General features: G+C 63.7%; 9 protein-coding genes and 3 pseudogenes. 4 read left to right on the top strand and 8 right to left on the bottom strand.

The window, feature by feature from the left end; translation table 11 throughout:
- Window positions 1-91: 91 nt before the first annotated feature.
- Window positions 92-725: pseudogene (locus ACVWW3_RS05370) on the top strand (DUF2147 domain-containing protein).
- Here the strand turns inward: ACVWW3_RS05370 and hpnN are convergent.
- Window positions 693-3281, bottom strand: a complete 2589-nt coding sequence (hpnN, locus tag ACVWW3_RS05365) for a hopanoid transporter HpnN (RefSeq protein ID WP_456650697.1) — start codon at window positions 3279-3281, stop codon at window positions 693-695. The pseudogene ACVWW3_RS05370 and the gene hpnN sit on opposite strands and share 33 nt — an antisense overlap.
- A gap of 544 nt (window positions 3282-3825) precedes the next feature.
- Here hpnN and ACVWW3_RS05360 point away from each other — a divergent pair.
- Both ACVWW3_RS05360 and hpnH read left to right on the top strand, forming a co-directional pair.
- Window positions 3826-4233: pseudogene (locus ACVWW3_RS05360) on the top strand (4-hydroxy-3-methylbut-2-enyl diphosphate reductase); the annotation flags it as partial.
- 35 nt (window positions 4234-4268) lie between these two features.
- Entirely contained in the window at window positions 4269-5429 is a 1161-nt protein-coding gene (gene hpnH, locus ACVWW3_RS05355; RefSeq protein WP_247349851.1) for an adenosyl-hopene transferase HpnH, read from the top strand.
- Between the two features lie 93 nt (window positions 5430-5522).
- Here hpnH and ACVWW3_RS05350 read toward each other — a convergent pair whose 3' ends face one another.
- The 6 genes and pseudogenes from ACVWW3_RS05350 to ACVWW3_RS05325 form a co-directional block, all read right to left on the bottom strand.
- Complete coding sequence (locus ACVWW3_RS05350) at window positions 5523-6272, bottom strand: phosphorylase (protein ID WP_456650698.1); 750 nt, start codon at window positions 6270-6272, stop codon at window positions 5523-5525.
- Window positions 6269-8266 (bottom strand): squalene--hopene cyclase, encoded by a 1998-nt coding sequence (shc, locus tag ACVWW3_RS05345; protein ID WP_456671894.1) that lies wholly within the window; start codon window positions 8264-8266, stop codon window positions 6269-6271. The genes ACVWW3_RS05350 and shc overlap by 4 nt, the downstream gene beginning before the upstream one ends.
- 75 nt (window positions 8267-8341) lie before the next feature.
- Window positions 8342-9599, bottom strand: a pseudogene (hpnE, locus tag ACVWW3_RS05340) (hydroxysqualene dehydroxylase HpnE).
- A complete protein-coding gene (gene hpnD / locus ACVWW3_RS05335) occupies window positions 9599-10438 on the bottom strand; it encodes a presqualene diphosphate synthase HpnD (protein WP_456650700.1) in 840 nt (279 codons plus the stop codon). Before hpnD ends, hpnE begins: the two are co-directional and overlap by 1 nt.
- A complete protein-coding gene (gene hpnC / locus ACVWW3_RS05330; RefSeq protein ID WP_247349846.1) occupies window positions 10428-11312 on the bottom strand; it encodes a squalene synthase HpnC in 885 nt (294 codons plus the stop codon). The genes hpnD and hpnC overlap by 11 nt, the downstream gene beginning before the upstream one ends.
- 191 nt (window positions 11313-11503) lie before the next feature.
- The gene (locus ACVWW3_RS05325) at window positions 11504-11737 is read right to left on the bottom strand and encodes a hypothetical protein (protein WP_247349845.1); all 234 of its coding nucleotides are present in this window, start codon (window positions 11735-11737) and stop codon (window positions 11504-11506) included.
- A gap of 461 nt (window positions 11738-12198) precedes the next feature.
- Between ACVWW3_RS05325 and ACVWW3_RS05320 the strand changes: the two genes are divergently transcribed.
- Window positions 12199-12696, top strand: coding sequence for a hypothetical protein (locus ACVWW3_RS05320; RefSeq protein ID WP_247447280.1), 498 nt, complete (start codon window positions 12199-12201; stop codon window positions 12694-12696).
- Between the two features lie 101 nt (window positions 12697-12797).
- Here ACVWW3_RS05320 and ACVWW3_RS05315 read toward each other — a convergent pair whose 3' ends face one another.
- Entirely contained in the window at window positions 12798-15164 is a 2367-nt protein-coding gene (locus ACVWW3_RS05315) for an efflux RND transporter permease subunit (RefSeq protein WP_354107211.1), read from the bottom strand.
- Between the last annotated feature and the right edge of the window lie 88 nt (window positions 15165-15252).

Here is a 15252-nt window from a genome sequence, read left to right as displayed (position 1 = left end):
TGCCGAAAACGGTCTGTGCGGCCTTTTGCCCTTTTTCGGACCATCTTCGCAAGCACAGCTTTAGACCATGTTGCACTGCCAAGGAACTATCATGCGTTTAGCCCTTTACACCGGACTAATACTGGCTGGCGGTTTCACCTGCCTGACCCCGGCGCTCGCCGCCGATCCGACCGGCGACTGGCGGGTTGCCGACGCCGTGGCCAACATTCGTGTCGCCCAATGCAATGGCAGCATGTGGGGCGCGGTTTCCTGGGAAAAAGAGCCCGGCGGCCGCGATGAATACAATCCGGACGCGTCGAAAAAGACCAGGCCCACGCTGGGCATGGCGACCCTGATCGACATGAAGAAAAAGCCCGGCGCCGATCAGTGGGAGGGTCAGGTCTACAACGCCAAAGACGGCCAGCTCTACAGCGCGACCATCACGCCGGTTGGCACCGACCAGCTCGAGATCAAGGGCTGCGTGATGGGCTTCCTCTGCGGTGGCGAAACCTGGACCCGCGTTGGCCCGCCTATTCCCTTGAGCACCGCCAATGCCATGGCCAAGGGCGCGCCGAAGTCCACCGGCGCGGTGCCGAAGGCCCCGGGAACGACGGGCGCTACAGCGGCGCAGCCTGCGCCGGCAGCCCCGAAGGCCGCCGGCACTGCCAAACCTGGTCAGAAGGGCGCCGCCGACCCGGTCGGGCGACATCTGCCTACTCCCTGAGATTGCGGGGTTTGCCCATTAGCGCCGGCTGAAACAGCAGCACGGCGGCGAGCGTCGTCACCAGCGACAGCGCGAGCAACTTGCCCATGCTGGACGTTCCCGGATGGCTCGACAGCCACAGGCTGCCGAATGCCGTCGCCGTCGTCATCGCGCTGAAAAAGATCGCACGCGTCAGGCTGGTCTGGAGCAGGTTTGTCCTGCCCGAGCGCCAGGCCACGACATAGTAGATCTTGAAGGCCACGCCGACGCCGAGCAGCAGCGGGAACGCGACGATATTGGCGAAGTTGAGCGGCAAGCCGATCAGCACGCAGATCTCGAGCGTTACCGCGCCGGCAACCAGGAGCGGCACCAAGGTCATCAGCACATCCACGAACCGGCGCAGCGTGATCCACAGCAACAGGCCGATCACCAGCAGTGCGTAAATGCCGGCATGGATAAACGCCTTCACCACGGTGTCGCCGGATTTCAGGATCGAGACCGGGCCGCCGATCGCGGTCGGCTCGGCAACGAGCACGGCCGCCGCAAATTTGCGCAGCGTGTCGTTGTCGTTGGGATCGCCTTTGGGCAGCGCCTCGACGCGGATGATGCCGTCCTTGCTCTTCCAGGCGTTGATGAGGTCGGGTGGCAATGACTTCAGGGTGACCGGCTCGGCCTGCATCGCGTTCCGGAGTTGGTCGAACACGATCTTCATCGGCGCGACGAACACGTCCTGCGCCTTGTTCCGCGTGGCCTCGTCGCCATTGGCGAGCTTTTCCAGCGCGTCCGCAAGCCGGCGCGAGGCGACCGCACCCGGGCCCTTCGCATCGCCTGCGGTCCGGCGCAGATTGTCGACCGAGGATTTCAGCGAATCGACGTTCTCCTTGTCCGTCGGCGCCGCGTCGATCTGGTCAGGATTGAGCGCAGGGTTCAGCACCTTGGCGCCCTGTGCAAGCAGCTTCAGCTTCGGCGGCTGGTCCTCAGGGACGAAGCTGTTGAGGGACATCACCCGCAGCACTTCGGGCACCTTCTCCAGCTTCGCCTCCACCTGCTTTGCCTGCTCCTCCGACGTGGTCATCACGTTGATGGCATTGGCGCCGGTGTTGGGATCCTTGCGCAAATCGAGGAAGGTCGCGATCGATTCGGCCTTCGGATTGCGCAGGTTCATCGGGTTGAAGTCGAACTTCATGAAGTAGAGCAGCGGCAGGCCGGCGACCGCGAGAAAGATCGTACCACCGACGACCAGCACGCGGTGCTTCTCAAGGAAGTGATCGAGCGGCGCCAGGAAGGCGTAGCCGACCGGCTCCTTCTCGCCGGGCGGATTCAACAGCTTCAGCATCGCCGGGAGTACGGTGATGCTGGTGAGGAACGCGACCAGCATGCCGACGCCGGCGATCTGGCCGAGCTCCGAGATGCCCTTGTAGTCGGTCGGCATGAAGCAGAGGAAGCCGGCCGCGGTTGCCATCGCCGCCAGCGACAGCGGTATCGCCGAGCGCTTCGCGGCCAATACCAGCGCACCCGAAAGGTCGTTATGCTTATAGCGCTCGGAGCGATAGCGGACGCTGTACTGAATGCCGAAATCGACGCCGAGCCCGACGAACAGCACGGCGAACGCGATCGACAGCAAATTGAGCGAGCCCACCATCATCAGACCGGCGGCGGTTGTCAGCGCAAGACCGACGAAGAGATTGACGAACACCGCGAAGATGATCTTCGCCGAATGCAGCGCCAGCCACAGAATGAGCAGCACGACCAGAACCGTGCCGATGCCGTTGACGACAGCGCCTTCCTGGACGGTTGCATATTCCTCGTTGGCGATCGGGACCGGACCGGTCAGCCGCACGCGCGCCTGGTATTTGGTTGCAAACTCCAGATCGGCTGCGGCCTTGCGGATCGCGTCGGTGGCGCCCTTGCCGGGCTCCAGCGCGTTGTAGTCGAGGATCGGCTTGAACTCGATGAAGGCGCGCTTGTCCGAATCCGTCAGCGGTTCGTCACTGACGAGCTCTCGCCAGGAGAAGCTCGCACTGCCCTTGTTGAGCACGGTCTCAACCGTTTGTGCGATCTGGTTGAAGGGCCGTTCGGTGTTGTCGAGCTTCACTTGCCCGCGCTTGACGCCGGCAAGACCCGTCTCAAGCGCGCCGGTCAGGCCGCGGATCGAGGGATCGCCCGCCATGATCTCGATCAGGGGCGCGGCGGATTCGAACTGGCCGGTGACCTTGGCGACCTCCTCGGTCGGCAGGAACAACAGGCCGTTCTTCTCGAAGAACTCGCCGGTGCCGAGCTGTTGCATCGACTGGAAGTCGGTTTTGTCGTCCTTCAGCTTGGCATAGAGCGCGTCCGACGCCGCAGTCGCCATCTCCGGCGTTTTGGCTTCGACCACCGCCGTGATCGTCGCATCGCGGTCGAAAGCGCGATCGAATTGCTGGTCGCGTTGGCGCCAGTCAAGATTTTGGGCAATCAGCGAATTGATGTCGGTGTTGATGGCGAAGTGATGGACCGTGTAGTAGCCCGCCCCCACCGCCAGCAGGAGCCCGAGAACGACGACGATGGGGGCAAACCGGGTGCAGGCCCTGACGATGGCAACGACTACGCTTTGCAGCACTTCTTTTCTTTCTGCGTTAACAGCTTCCCGGAAACGCCCGCTGTTTATCGGAGTTCCCGGGCGAAACCTATTGCTGTTTTGAGTGGCTCTTCCCGCCAGAGGGTTCGAGCTGAACGGCGGGAAGCCGTGGCAAAATCATGCGGGGCGGTCGGTATAGCCGAGGAGTTGAGGCGGGAAAGTGACCGAGGGCCGCGCACCAATGTCGCCGTTTTGCCGATCGGAACGTTCTCTACTATAGTACCGCAAATGGATCCTGCAGGGGAACCAAAGTTCATGGGCCCCTTTCCTTGCTGCCGATTTTTTGACACAAAGTATTGCGCCTTCCATGTGTACCCGCGTGGGCGACGGCTGCGTTGCCGAAACCGATGGTGCGGATATTGCAGCTCGTTGGTATCCGGGTGCTCCGGGGACTCAAGATGCGGATCGGTGCAACTTGCGTGATGGACGTCCAATGGAAGTTTATCTGGCGCAATCGCGCGGTTTTTGCGCGGGCGTAGTGGGTGCAATGGGGAGATTGAAGAACAAAGCCGAAACCACGGTGTCCAAGGACATTACCTGGGCACTTCAGGCCCGCTTTACAGATATTCAAGGCCCGGACATCCGGGATATCTGCTATGCGACACAGAACCGCCAATCTGCGGTAAGGAACTGGAGCAAGCTGGTCGATGTGATCTTGGTGGTGGGCGCTGCCAATAGCTCGAACCGGCTCCGCGAAATCGGCACTGAGGCCGGCGTCGCGAGTTATATGATTGCCGACGGCAGCGCGCTCGATCCGGAGTGGTTGAAAGATGCCAGGACCGTCGGCGCCACGGCCGGCGCTTCGGCGTCCGGGGTACTCGTGGATGACGTGATCGAAGCGATGCGGCGGATCGGACCGGGACAGGTCTCGGTGCTGCCGGGCCGCGAGGAGAACATCGAATTCCGGCTTCCGGCCCAACTGGCTGCGAGCTGACCCACCCGAATTTCAAGCCCAGAAAGAAACTCGTAATGGCTATCCCCTTCTTCAAGGAAATGCGTATCGGCGGCTATTTGATCAAGCAGAAGCTGCTTGGCCGCAAGCGCTATCCGCTCGTGCTGATGCTGGAGCCGCTGTTTCGCTGCAACCTCGCCTGCGTCGGCTGCGGCAAGATCGACTATCCGGACGCGATCCTCAACCGCCGCATGAGCGCGCAGGAGTGCTGGGACGCAGCCGACGAATGCGGCGCGCCGATGGTCGCCATTCCCGGCGGCGAGCCGCTGATCCACAAGGAGATCGGCGAGATCGTGCGCGGCCTCGTCGCGCGCAAGAAGTTCGTCTCGCTCTGCACCAACGCGCTGCTGCTCGAGAAGAAGCTCGATCTGTTCGAGCCCTCGCCCTATCTGTTCTTCTCGGTGCATCTCGACGGCCTGAAGGAGCACCACGACAAGGCGGTGTCGCAGAAGGGCGTGTTCGATCGCGCCGTCTCCGCGATCAAGGCGGCCAAGGCCCGCGGCTTCACCGTCAACGTCAACGCCACCATCTTCGACGGCCATCCGGCCGAGGAGATTGCAAAATTCCTCGACCTCACCGTCGAGCTCGGTGTCGGCGTCTCGATGTCGCCGGGCTATGCCTATGAGCGTGCGCCCGACCAGGAGCACTTCCTCAACCGCACCAAGACCAAGAAGCTGTTCCGCGACGTCTTTGCGATGGGCAAGGGCAAGAAGTGGAATTTCATGCATTCCGGCCTGTTCCTCGACTTCCTCGCCGGCAACCAGGAATACGAGTGCACGCCGTGGGGCATGCCCGCGCGCAACATCTTCGGCTGGCAGAAGCCCTGCTATTTGCTCGGTGAAGGCTACGCGAAGACCTTCAAGGAGCTGATGGACACCACCGATTGGGAGACCTACGGCACCGGCAAGTACGAGAAGTGCGCCGACTGTATGGCCCATTGCGGCTACGAGCCGACGGCGGCGACCGCAGCCATCAGCCACCCGCTGAAGGCGATGTGGGTGTCGCTGCGCGGTGTCAGGACCACGGGTCCGATGGCGCCCGAGATCGACATGACCAAGCAGCGCCCGGCGCAGTACATCTTCTCGGCGGAAGTGCAGAAGCGCCTGTCGGAGATTCGCAAGGACGAGGCCGCCGCTGCCCAGGAGAAGGCAGCGCGGAAGGCTTCCACTGCCGCGTAAGCACGCGAGTCGGCCTTGTAGCCCGATCAAAAAACAAAGGCCCGGTCGCCAATGGCGAACCGGGCCTTTTCTTTTGTCGGATCGGAAAAGCGCTCAGGCCGCCTCGGAGACCAGAGCCTCGCTCTCGACGAGCTCGGTGCCGATCAGGAAGTCGCGGCAGCCGCGCAAGCTGCGCAGCGCGCGGTTGAAATCGAGGCCGGTCGAGACCAGTCCATGCAGCGCGGTCGGGTTGCGCGCGATGCCACGCAGCACGGCCAGCACGTCGATCTGGCCATTCGGCTTGATGGCGGCACGGGCGAGCGCCGGCAGCGCGCGATGGGCGGGATCGCTGATGACGCGGACCGCGGCGAACGGCAAGCCGGCTTCGGCGGCGTAGGCGGCCGCGATGTGGCTTTCCATGTCGACGGCGGCCGCTCCCGTCTCCGAATGCAGCGCCGCCTTGCAGGACCGCCCCGTGACCACTTCCTCGGCACCGGCGAGGCTGCCGCGCACCACGCGGCGGCGTCCCGACGTCAGGCGGTCGATGAGGTCGTCGCCGAGCGACAGCCCGGCGGCCCAGCGGGTGTCGCCGGCGAGCACTTCGGTCGCCAGCACGACGTCGCCGGAGCGCAGCGTCGGGTCGAGGCCGCCGGCCACGCCAAAGGAGATCACGCCGCGAATCGTCTCAGGATCCAGCACCGTCAGCAGCGCCCGCAACTGGGTCGGGCTGCTCGACGAACAGATGACCGCCATTCCGGGCCCGGCCGCGATGCGGGCCTCCTGAACCAGTCCGGTCACGATCAATATCGGCCGCGGATCAATGGCATTGCCCGCGGTAAAGTAGTCCCCCGTCCCCAAAGTCACATTCCGACCCCTACCACCCTGCTGTTGGTGTCCCTCAAGTTCCGATACCGGGCCAGCGCCCACAGCGGGAAGAACTTCGGGTAACCATGGTACCGCAGATAGAACACGCGGGGGAAGCCTGTGGCGGTGTACCGCTGCTCGTCCCACAGTCCTTTTTTGTTCTGTGTTGTAATCAGGTACTCCACCCCGCGGGCGACGGCCGGGTGATCGACCTCGCCGGCAGCCATAAGGGCAAGCAAGGCCCATGCCGTTTGCGAGGCGGTCGAGCGGGCTGCCTCCCAGCCGGCGTAGTCCAGGCGGTAGCTGACGGCGTCCTCGCCCCAGCCCCCGTCCTGGTTCTGGATCGAGGCCAGCCAGGCGGCCGCCTTGCGCATCATCGGGTCGTCGTGACGGACGCCAGCCATGTTGAGGGCGCACAGCACCGACCAGGTTCCGTAGATGAAGTTCATGCCCCAGCGGCCATACCAGGACCCTTCCGGGTGCTGGGTCTTGCGGAGGTAGGCGATCCCGTCGGCGACGTGCTTGCTGGTCTTCGCGGTCTCGCCGAGCTGGGTCAGCATCGAGATGCAGCGCGCGGTGACGTCCTCGGTCGGCGGATCGAGCAACGCGCCATGGTCGGAAAACGGGATGTTGTTCAGATAATATTCGAGGTTGTTGACGTCGAAGGCAGCCCAGCCGCCGTCGTCGCTCTGCATGCCCTCAATCCACTCCCGGGCACGGTCGATCGCGGAATCATAACCGGCCGCATTGTGCTCACGGCGCATGCGGTCCATCGACATCACGACCACCGCGGTGTCGTCGAGATCGGGATAATGGGCATTGTTGTACTGAAAGGCCCAGCCGCCCGGACGCACATTGGGTCGCTTCACCGCCCAGTCGCCCTTCACCGCGAGCTCCTGCTTCGGGATCAGCCAGTCGAGGCCCCGCTTAGCGGCAGGCACCGCCTTGTCACCGCCGGCTTCCAGCAGCGCGTGCGCGGTCAGCGTCGTGTCCCACACCGGTGAGACGCAGGGCTGGCAATAAGCCTCGTCGTCCTTGATCACGAGCAGCTTGTCGATACCCCGGCGCGTGATCGCACGCGGCGGAAAATTCTCGTCCTTGCCGAGCGCGTCGTACATCATGACGATGTTGGCCATCGGCGGATAGATCGCGCCCATGCCGTCCTCGCCGTTGAGCCGATCCTCGGTGAAGGCGAGCGCCGCGTCGATGGCACGCTTGCGCAGGCTCTTGGGAAACATCGGCTCGACCACACGCAGGATGTGGTCGAGCGCGCGGAACAGCGCGAACCAGGCCAGGCTCTGGTGCGGCGCCTTGGCAGTCATGCCGATCGAGCGCGGATCCTGGAGGAATAGCTCGTCGATGCCGACAGCCTTCGGATTCCTCGCGCGCGGCTTGAGCGCTGCGAGCACCATCAACGGCACCATGGTGGTGCGGGCCCAGTAGGAGATCTTGTTGAGATGGAACGGCGACCAGAACGGCAGCAGCACGATTTCGATCGGCAGCACCGGCACGGCGCGCCAGGTCACGATGCCGTACATCGCAAGCAAGAAGCGCGTGAAGACATTGCTGTTGATCGCGCCGCCGCGGGCGTGGATTGCCTCGCGCGCACGCACCATGTGCGGGCTGTCAGTGGAATCGCCGATCATCTTCAGCGCAAAATAGGCCTTCACGCTGGCACTCATGTCGAACTCGCCGTCATGCACCAGCGGCCAGCCGCCATGAGCCCCCTGAACGCGGCGAAGATAATTGGCGATCTTGGCCTCGAGCACGGCATCGACCGGCTCGGCAAGATAATGACGAAGCAGGACGTATTCGGCCGGAATGGTGCAATCGGCCTCGAGCTCGAACACCCAATGGCCGTCGGATTGCTGGAAGCCGAGGACGCCTTCGATGGCCGACGCAATGCTCGAGTCCAGGTTCCTGGATTCCAGGTTCCTGGATTCCAGGTTCATAGATTCTCGGGCTTCGCGGTTGGTCGCGTTGACGGACTCCATCTCGCTCGATTGCTCCGTTAGTCGATTGAAATTGACCGAAATTGACCGGGCACAAATGCCCGTCAGGGCCGCCTGTCAGTATCCCTTGGCGGCCAGAACCAGATCGGCGGCGCGATCGCCGGATCGGACCGATCCCTCGATGGTTGCAGGCAATCCCGTAGCAGTCCAATCGCCTGCAAGAAACAGGTTTTTGAACGCAGTGACCGGCCCCGGGCGCAGGGCATTCTGCGCCGGCGTCGCCGCAAATGTGGCACGGCGCTCGCGCACGATCTGCCAGGGGGGCAGCTCGCCGGAAACACCACCGGCCTTGCAGACATCGTTCCAGATCACCTGCGCGAGTTCCTCGCGCGGCATGTCGACCAAGCGGTCGCCGTTGCTGATGGTGACCGAAAGCCGGTTCGGGAACGCAAAACAGCCACTCCACGACGCCGCCGATCACGCCGAGGATCGGAGCTGATCCCGCTGGCGGCTCAACGCGGAAATGCGCATTCACGATGGCGCGGAATTCGGTCGGCGTCTTCAAGCCGGGCAGCAGGTTGGAGGCGGCGCGCGGCGGCACCGCCATCACGACGACGTCGCCAGCGCCGATCTGGATCAGATCCTCGCCGCCGAAATTCAGCGCGCCGACCTTGCCGTCATTGGTCGCGAAGGAACGCAGTTCGTGGCCGAGTTGAACGGAGTGCCCGCGCTCGGTCAGGAATTTCACGGCGGGCTCGATCAGAACGTCACTGAGTCCGTCGCGCGCGATCAGGGGGCGGCAGGCCTGCCCGCCGGCGAGCAGCGTCTCGCGCACGATCGCGCCGGCAAGCCCCGCCGAGCCTTCGGGAGGATCGACGTTGAGCGCTGCGAGCAGCAGCGGCTGCACCAGGCGCTGATAGAGCACGCCCTCGCAGGGAATGGATTTGCCGACCAGCGTCTGTTCCGACGCCCAGATCAGCGGCGCCAGCTTCAGATAATCGGTGAGCCCGGTGTCGGGAACGCGGCGACTCTCGTCGAGCACCCAGGTCGGCAGCCGACCGTCGCCGAGATCGATCTGCCAGCGCTGCCCGGTCGCGATATCGACGAAGGGAAACTGCGCGCGCTCCGGTCCGACCAGGCCCGCCTCGGTGCCGATCGATCGCGCATAGGCGCGCGCATGGCTGTTGCCCGACAGCAGCAGATGATTGCCATTGTCGATGGTGAGATTGGTGGCGCCGTCGAAATACGAACGGCAGCGGCCGCCGGCGTGGTGCGTCGCCTCGTGCACGGCGACCTTGAAGCCGGCATTGGCGAGCCGCACGGCAGCGGAAAGGCCGGAAATTCCGGCGCCGATGATATGAGCTGTTTTTTGCATCAGATGAGAGCGTAACGGAGCAGGATCAAGATGCGCGTGACTTTCGACACACGCACCGGCTCTCGCGGCGCGTCGAAACCGCGCGCGATCAGGAGATCCAGAATGGCATGGTAGTATTTCGACATCATCCGCGGCGCGCGCACCGCGCGGCGGCGGTTGCGGTTCATGATCTCGTCCGACTTTTCGAAATACACCTTGGCGCGCTGCGCCAGCGGCAGGCAGACCTTCGGCAGCGCGCGCTCGAGGATCACGCGGTCCGGATCGTTGGAGGTGATGCCGGCATGCAGCAGCGCCTCGCGCGGCAGATAGAGCCGGCCGAGACCCGCGTCCTCGTCAATGTCGCGCAGGATATTGGTGAGCTGGAGCGCCCGGCCAAGATGATGGGCGAGCTCGACGCCGTCTTCTTCCGGCAGGCCGAACACCCGGACCGACAGCCGCCCCACGGCGCTCGCGACGCGATCGCAATAGAGATCCAGCGTCGCCATGTCGGGCGCGCGGATGTCCTGCGGCACGTCCATCTCCATGCCGTCGATGATGGCGAGGAAATCCTCGCGCTTGAGGCCGAAGGTCTTCACCGAGCCGACGTAGTCCTTCAGCCGCGGCGGCGGGTTGCCCTGGTAGAGCGCATCGATGTCGTTGCGCCACGCCTGAAGTGCGGCGAGCCGCTCGTCGCGCGGGCCATCGGAATCGGCGATGTCGTCGACCTGACGGCAGAAGCTGTAGATCTGGAACATCGCTTCGCGCTGGTCGTGCGGCAGGATGCGCATCGCGGCGTAAAACGAACTGCCGGATGCGGTCGAGCCATAATTGGCGCCGGGCGAGGTCGCCTCAAGCGTCATGTGCAGTCCCCGGTCTGGAAATGGCCTTGCGTCCGATCACGCGGCGGCCGACTTCGCCGATCATGCCGGCGAGGCTGAAGGTGAGGAGTTCGAACTTGTTCAGGTGCACGCGCTCGCGCAGGGGATCGCGCACCTTCAACAGGCGCACGATGCGGTCGGCATAGGCCTGGATCACCGAGACTTCGACGCCGAGGCGGAAGTCCCTGATCTCCGCGCTGAGCGACCTGCCCTCGTTGAGCAGCGCTTCGTTGCGCACGGCAAGCGCCTGAAGGCAGGCCAGCATCGCCGGCGGCGACTGCGTCAGCCCGAGCTGCTCGACCGAGGCGCCGCTTGCGGCCAGCGCATCGCGCGGCAGATAGACGCGATTGAGCTCGCGGAAATCCTTGCCGCAATCCTGAAGGTGGTTGTTGATCTGCAGCGCCGCGCAGAGCGCATCCGACGCGGCCCAGGTCGACGTGCTCTCGCCATGAACGTCGAGCATGAAGCGGCCGACCGGCATTGCCGAGTAGCGGCAATAGTGGATGACCTCGTCCCAGTTCTCGTAGCGTAGCTTGGTCACGTCCATACGGAACGCGATGAGCACGTCGAGTGCGTGGCGCGGCGCCATGCCGCGTTCGGCCAGTGCGCGCCGCAAGCTAACGGCCTCGGCCTGGGTGTCGCCCGTGCCGAGCAATTCCGCCTCGAGCAGGTCGAGATAAGCGAGCTTCTCATCGCCCGGCAGCGTGGCGTGGTCGGCAATGTCGTCGGCGGTGCGGACGAAATTGTAATACGCCAGGATCAAGGCGCGATGACGCGGATGAATGATCCAGGACGCGACGGGAAAATTCTCGTCGCGCTCACCCTTGCCGGATCGCAATTCGCTCGCAGAGGTCATCGAGGGCTGGTCTACAATCGTTTGGACAGGAAGGGCTTTTTCGCTCGCGCGGGCTCATGCCGGCGATGCCGCCGCGGCCCCCATATAGGGGAATACGGCCGCAAAACCAATCCTGTCTCTCGATGGCTGCCCTTCCGGGTCCGGCTCGAAAAGGCGACCCCGGGGCCGCCCTTGTGGGCCAGTGGCCGAGCTTACTGGTTGTGGTTCTTCAGGACCTGGTCGCAGGCCTGCGAAATCTTGGCCCGGTTTTCCTTGAGGCAGGCCAGAATGGTGAAATCGCCCTGATCGATGACCGGCCGGCAGAGCTTCTGCACATCGCGCGAGCAGGCCTTCTGCTCGGAGTCCGTGCCGCGCCCTTGCTGGGCGAACGCTGCGGTCGAGAGGGAGGCCGACAGCAAGGTGAGAGCGACGAGAAGCTTACGCATTGTATTCCTTCATTCTGACGGCAGAATCGCGCCGATCCCGGACCACACAGGGGGACGACCGGAAACGGATTGTTCTGATGGCAAGTTGCCGCGGAAAGTGCGGCCTCGGAGAAGGCACAAGCACTGGTAAATGCGGCCAAATTGGCGCCAGATCCACCAAATCAGGTCTTCCCTGCACCTTCTCTGGCAAATGTAAGAGATTGATACTACGTCATAATTCACGCACGCCGCGTTTTGCTGCGCACCTGTTGCAGAGCTGCATCTCTCGCCCCCGCCTTGGGCGCCAGAAACATGCCGAAACACCGTAAATCGCGAGGTCGGAGCATGGCGCGAGGCGTCATGAACCGCCATCTCTGGCAGTCAGGCATTGAACCTGACACTGGCTCGGAACACTAAACTTTCGATGTGGCGAGACGTTCTTGGTGATAAGCGGACGTCCTTCTAAAACGGGATATTTTGAGATGAAATTCTTTGGGCGATCTGGACAGGCAATCAAGGCGGCTGGCATCGGGGCTGCGCTGCTCTTCTCAGTTTCGGCAAGCCAGGCTCAGTCGTCCGGACCGTTTGCAGGCTTCGAAGGCGCGTGGACCGGCACCGGCACGGTGTCGCTGTCCGACGGCTCCACCGAGCGCATCCGCTGCAAGGCGGACTACAAGGTCGCCGGTACCGGTCTCAGCCTCAAGCAGGCGTTGCACTGTGCGTCCGACAGTTACAAGTTCGACCTCACCAGCGACGTGACGAGCCAGGGCGAGCGCATCTCCGGCAATTGGAGCGAGGCCAACCGCAACATCTTCGGCAATTTGCAGGGCACCGCCGGCGGCGGCCAGATCGAGGTGTTCGTCGAGGCCAACGGCTTCGCCGCCAATTTGTCGCTGCGCACCAATGGCACCAAGCAGACGGTGCAGATCTCCTCCAAGGGCGAGATCCGCGGCGTCAACATCACGATGACGAAGGGCTGATAGCCTTCACGCTTCCCAGACTTCAGATCAAAACAAACCCCTGGCTTTCGCCAGGGGTTTTTCTTTTATCAGAATATGGTCGACCGTTCGTCGCGATCGATTCAGATCGCGCGCTTGTCCGCGCCCTGAAGCTTGGCGTGCAGATTGATCAGCCACATCGCCGTCGGCCGCAGGATGAAGAGATCGGCGACGAGGGCCATGACCATCGAGAAGGCGCTGAGCCAGCCGAACAGCCGCAGCGACGGCAGGTCCGAGAACACGGTGACGACGAGGCCGCAGGCCAGCACCAGCGTCGTCAAGATCAGCGCCGGGCCGACCAGCACGGTCGCGCGCTCCACCGCGAGCGCCGAACCGACGCCCGGCTTGCTCTCGAGCCTGAGGCGGTTGAGGAAGTGGATGGTTGCGCTCAGCCCCAGGCCGAACGAGACGGTCAGCGCCACGACACTGGCGAATTGCAGGCCCTCGTCCATTGCCCACAGCACCGTTCCCGACATCACCACCGGGAAGATGCCCGGCAGGATGCAGGCGAACATCACGACCCAGGAGCGGAAGGCGAGGCCGATGAAGATCGCGACCAGCGCGAATTCGACGGTGAGCCCGCGATTCAGCTTCTCGATCATGCCGGCCGAGTTGCGCGCCGCGATCGCGGCAAGACCCGTCACCGCCACCTCGTAGCCGGGGTGCTTCTTGCGAACGGCGTCGAGCTCGGAATCCAGCTTGTCGACAATCGGCAGGAGCTGGCTGGAATCCTTGTCCGGCACGCGGCCGGCCACCAAGACCGCATCCTGTTGGGCATCGATGAAACGCCGCACCAGATGCTCAGGAATGACGCTGACATATTCCTTCAGCGTCGCGACGTCGGCGGTGCCGGCCTTGTCCGCAAGCCAGCGGCGCAGAGTCTCGACCGACCAGACGTTGCCGACACCAGCCGCCTTCTCCACGGTCGCGTGCACGTCCGCGATTGTTTGCAGCGTCTCCGGCGAATAGAGCGTTTCATCCTTGGGGAACTTGATCAGCACGTTGATCGGGTTGGCGCCGGTGAGCTTGGCATCGAGCCGGTCGCTGGCGGCGACGGCCTGGCGCTTGTCCGGCACCTGGTCGGCGAGCCGGTAGCGCGGCTCCAGATTGGCGTAGATGACGCCGAGGCCGGCGACGAACACCACCGCGATCAGACTGAACAGGCCGGGGCGGCCCACCATGCGCACCGCGATCCAGTAGCAGAAATTGCGCAGCGCCTGCACGCCCGCATCGGCACTCTGGAATTTGGTCGCGAACGTCTGCTCGTTGCGCACCAGCAGTACGCCGAACACCGGCACCAGTGACAGCACCGCGACCAGAGCGATCATGGTTGCGGCGAGACCCGCCTCGCCGAATTTGCGGATCAGGTCGGAGTCGGAGAACTGGAGCGCAATGAACGAAATACCGGCGGTGCCGTGCGTCAGCACGCAGGCCGGCCCCACCACCAGCACCGCGTTCTTGAACGCGGTATACTTGTCCTGACCTGCGATCAGCCGGTCGCGCGCGGCGAAGGTGAGCTGCATCGAATCGGAGAAGCTGATGACCATGATGAGCGGCGTCATCACGTTCAGGAACATGTTGAGATTGAAATTGGCCCAGCCGAGCGCGCCGAGCGCCAGCAGGATCGCGATCATCGGCGGGAACGCCGCCGCCACCATGAACGAAACCTTGCGGAAGAAGATGATGGCGATGACGCAGCCCGCGAGAATGCCCAGGATGTTGTAGGTGAGTCCGTCGCGCTCGACCGCGTTGCGGATCTCGAGCTGCATGACCGGCACGCCGGAGAGCTGCACGTTGAGCCCGGTATCGCTGAGGTCTTCCTTCATCAGTGCGCGGATGTCGGCGACGGTCTTGGTCAGCTTGTTGGAGGCGACCACCTCAGGATCGAGCGAAAGCACGATCAGCGCCAGCGTGCCGTCCTCCGACAACAGCTTGCCGCGAATGATCTCGTTGTTTTTGACGGTCTCGATGAACTTGTCATAGGCCTCGCCCTCGGGCAGGTCGGCCGGGAACAGCGCGGCCGGCAGCTTGCCCGGCGCCGGCGCCTGACGCGCGGAGAACAGCGAGACCAGGCCGCGCGTGCCCTCGACCAATTGCATGTCGGTGACGAAGTCGCGCAGCTTCTCGAGGTTTTTCCGCGCCAGCAGGGTCTTGCCCTCGACCACGACGAGGACGTCGAACTCCTCGGCCGGGAACTTCTTGGTCACCTCTTCATACTGGTGGAATTCGCGGGAATTGGAGCGGAAGAGCTGCGACAGCGAATCGTCGATCTTGATCCGGTGAATGCCGAACACGGCGCCGACGATAAGCACGAGCAGGACGATGCAGGAAACGATCGGTGCCCGGACGGCGATCAGCCCAATGCGCTCAAGCCCGAAGGCGATCGAGGACGCAGGTCCCTGCTCGACCTTCTCGACATGAACCTCATTCTCACGGTGCTTTTCGAGCATGCCTTGTCCAGTTCCTAAATCGGCTCGGTCTGTGAGCTTGTTGCGCCCCGCGAACGGCCTAAAAATGCCATACCAATGGGAGGCTTGC

It is taken from the genome of Bradyrhizobium sp. LM2.9 (genome assembly GCF_054056555.1).
The sequence above is the reverse complement of the archived record's forward strand: the minus strand, read 5'-3'. Positions and strand labels throughout refer to the sequence as shown.

Coding starts and splice junctions, on each gene's coding strand:
- hpnD (WP_456650700.1), bottom strand. CDS start 10,438: ATGACGCTTGAGGCGACCTCGCCCGGCGCCAATTATGGCTCGACCGCA.
- hpnH (WP_247349851.1), top strand. CDS start 4,269: ATGGCTATCCCCTTCTTCAAGGAAATGCGTATCGGCGGCTATTTGATC.
- hpnC (WP_247349846.1), bottom strand. CDS start 11,312: ATGACCTCTGCGAGCGAATTGCGATCCGGCAAGGGTGAGCGCGACGAG.
- ACVWW3_RS05320 (WP_247447280.1), top strand. CDS start 12,199: ATGAAATTCTTTGGGCGATCTGGACAGGCAATCAAGGCGGCTGGCATC.
- shc (WP_456671894.1), bottom strand. CDS start 8,266: ATGGAGTCCGTCAACGCGACCAACCGCGAAGCCCGAGAATCTATGAAC.
- ACVWW3_RS05315 (WP_354107211.1), bottom strand. CDS start 15,164: ATGCTCGAAAAGCACCGTGAGAATGAGGTTCATGTCGAGAAGGTCGAG.
- ACVWW3_RS05325 (WP_247349845.1), bottom strand. CDS start 11,737: ATGCGTAAGCTTCTCGTCGCTCTCACCTTGCTGTCGGCCTCCCTCTCG.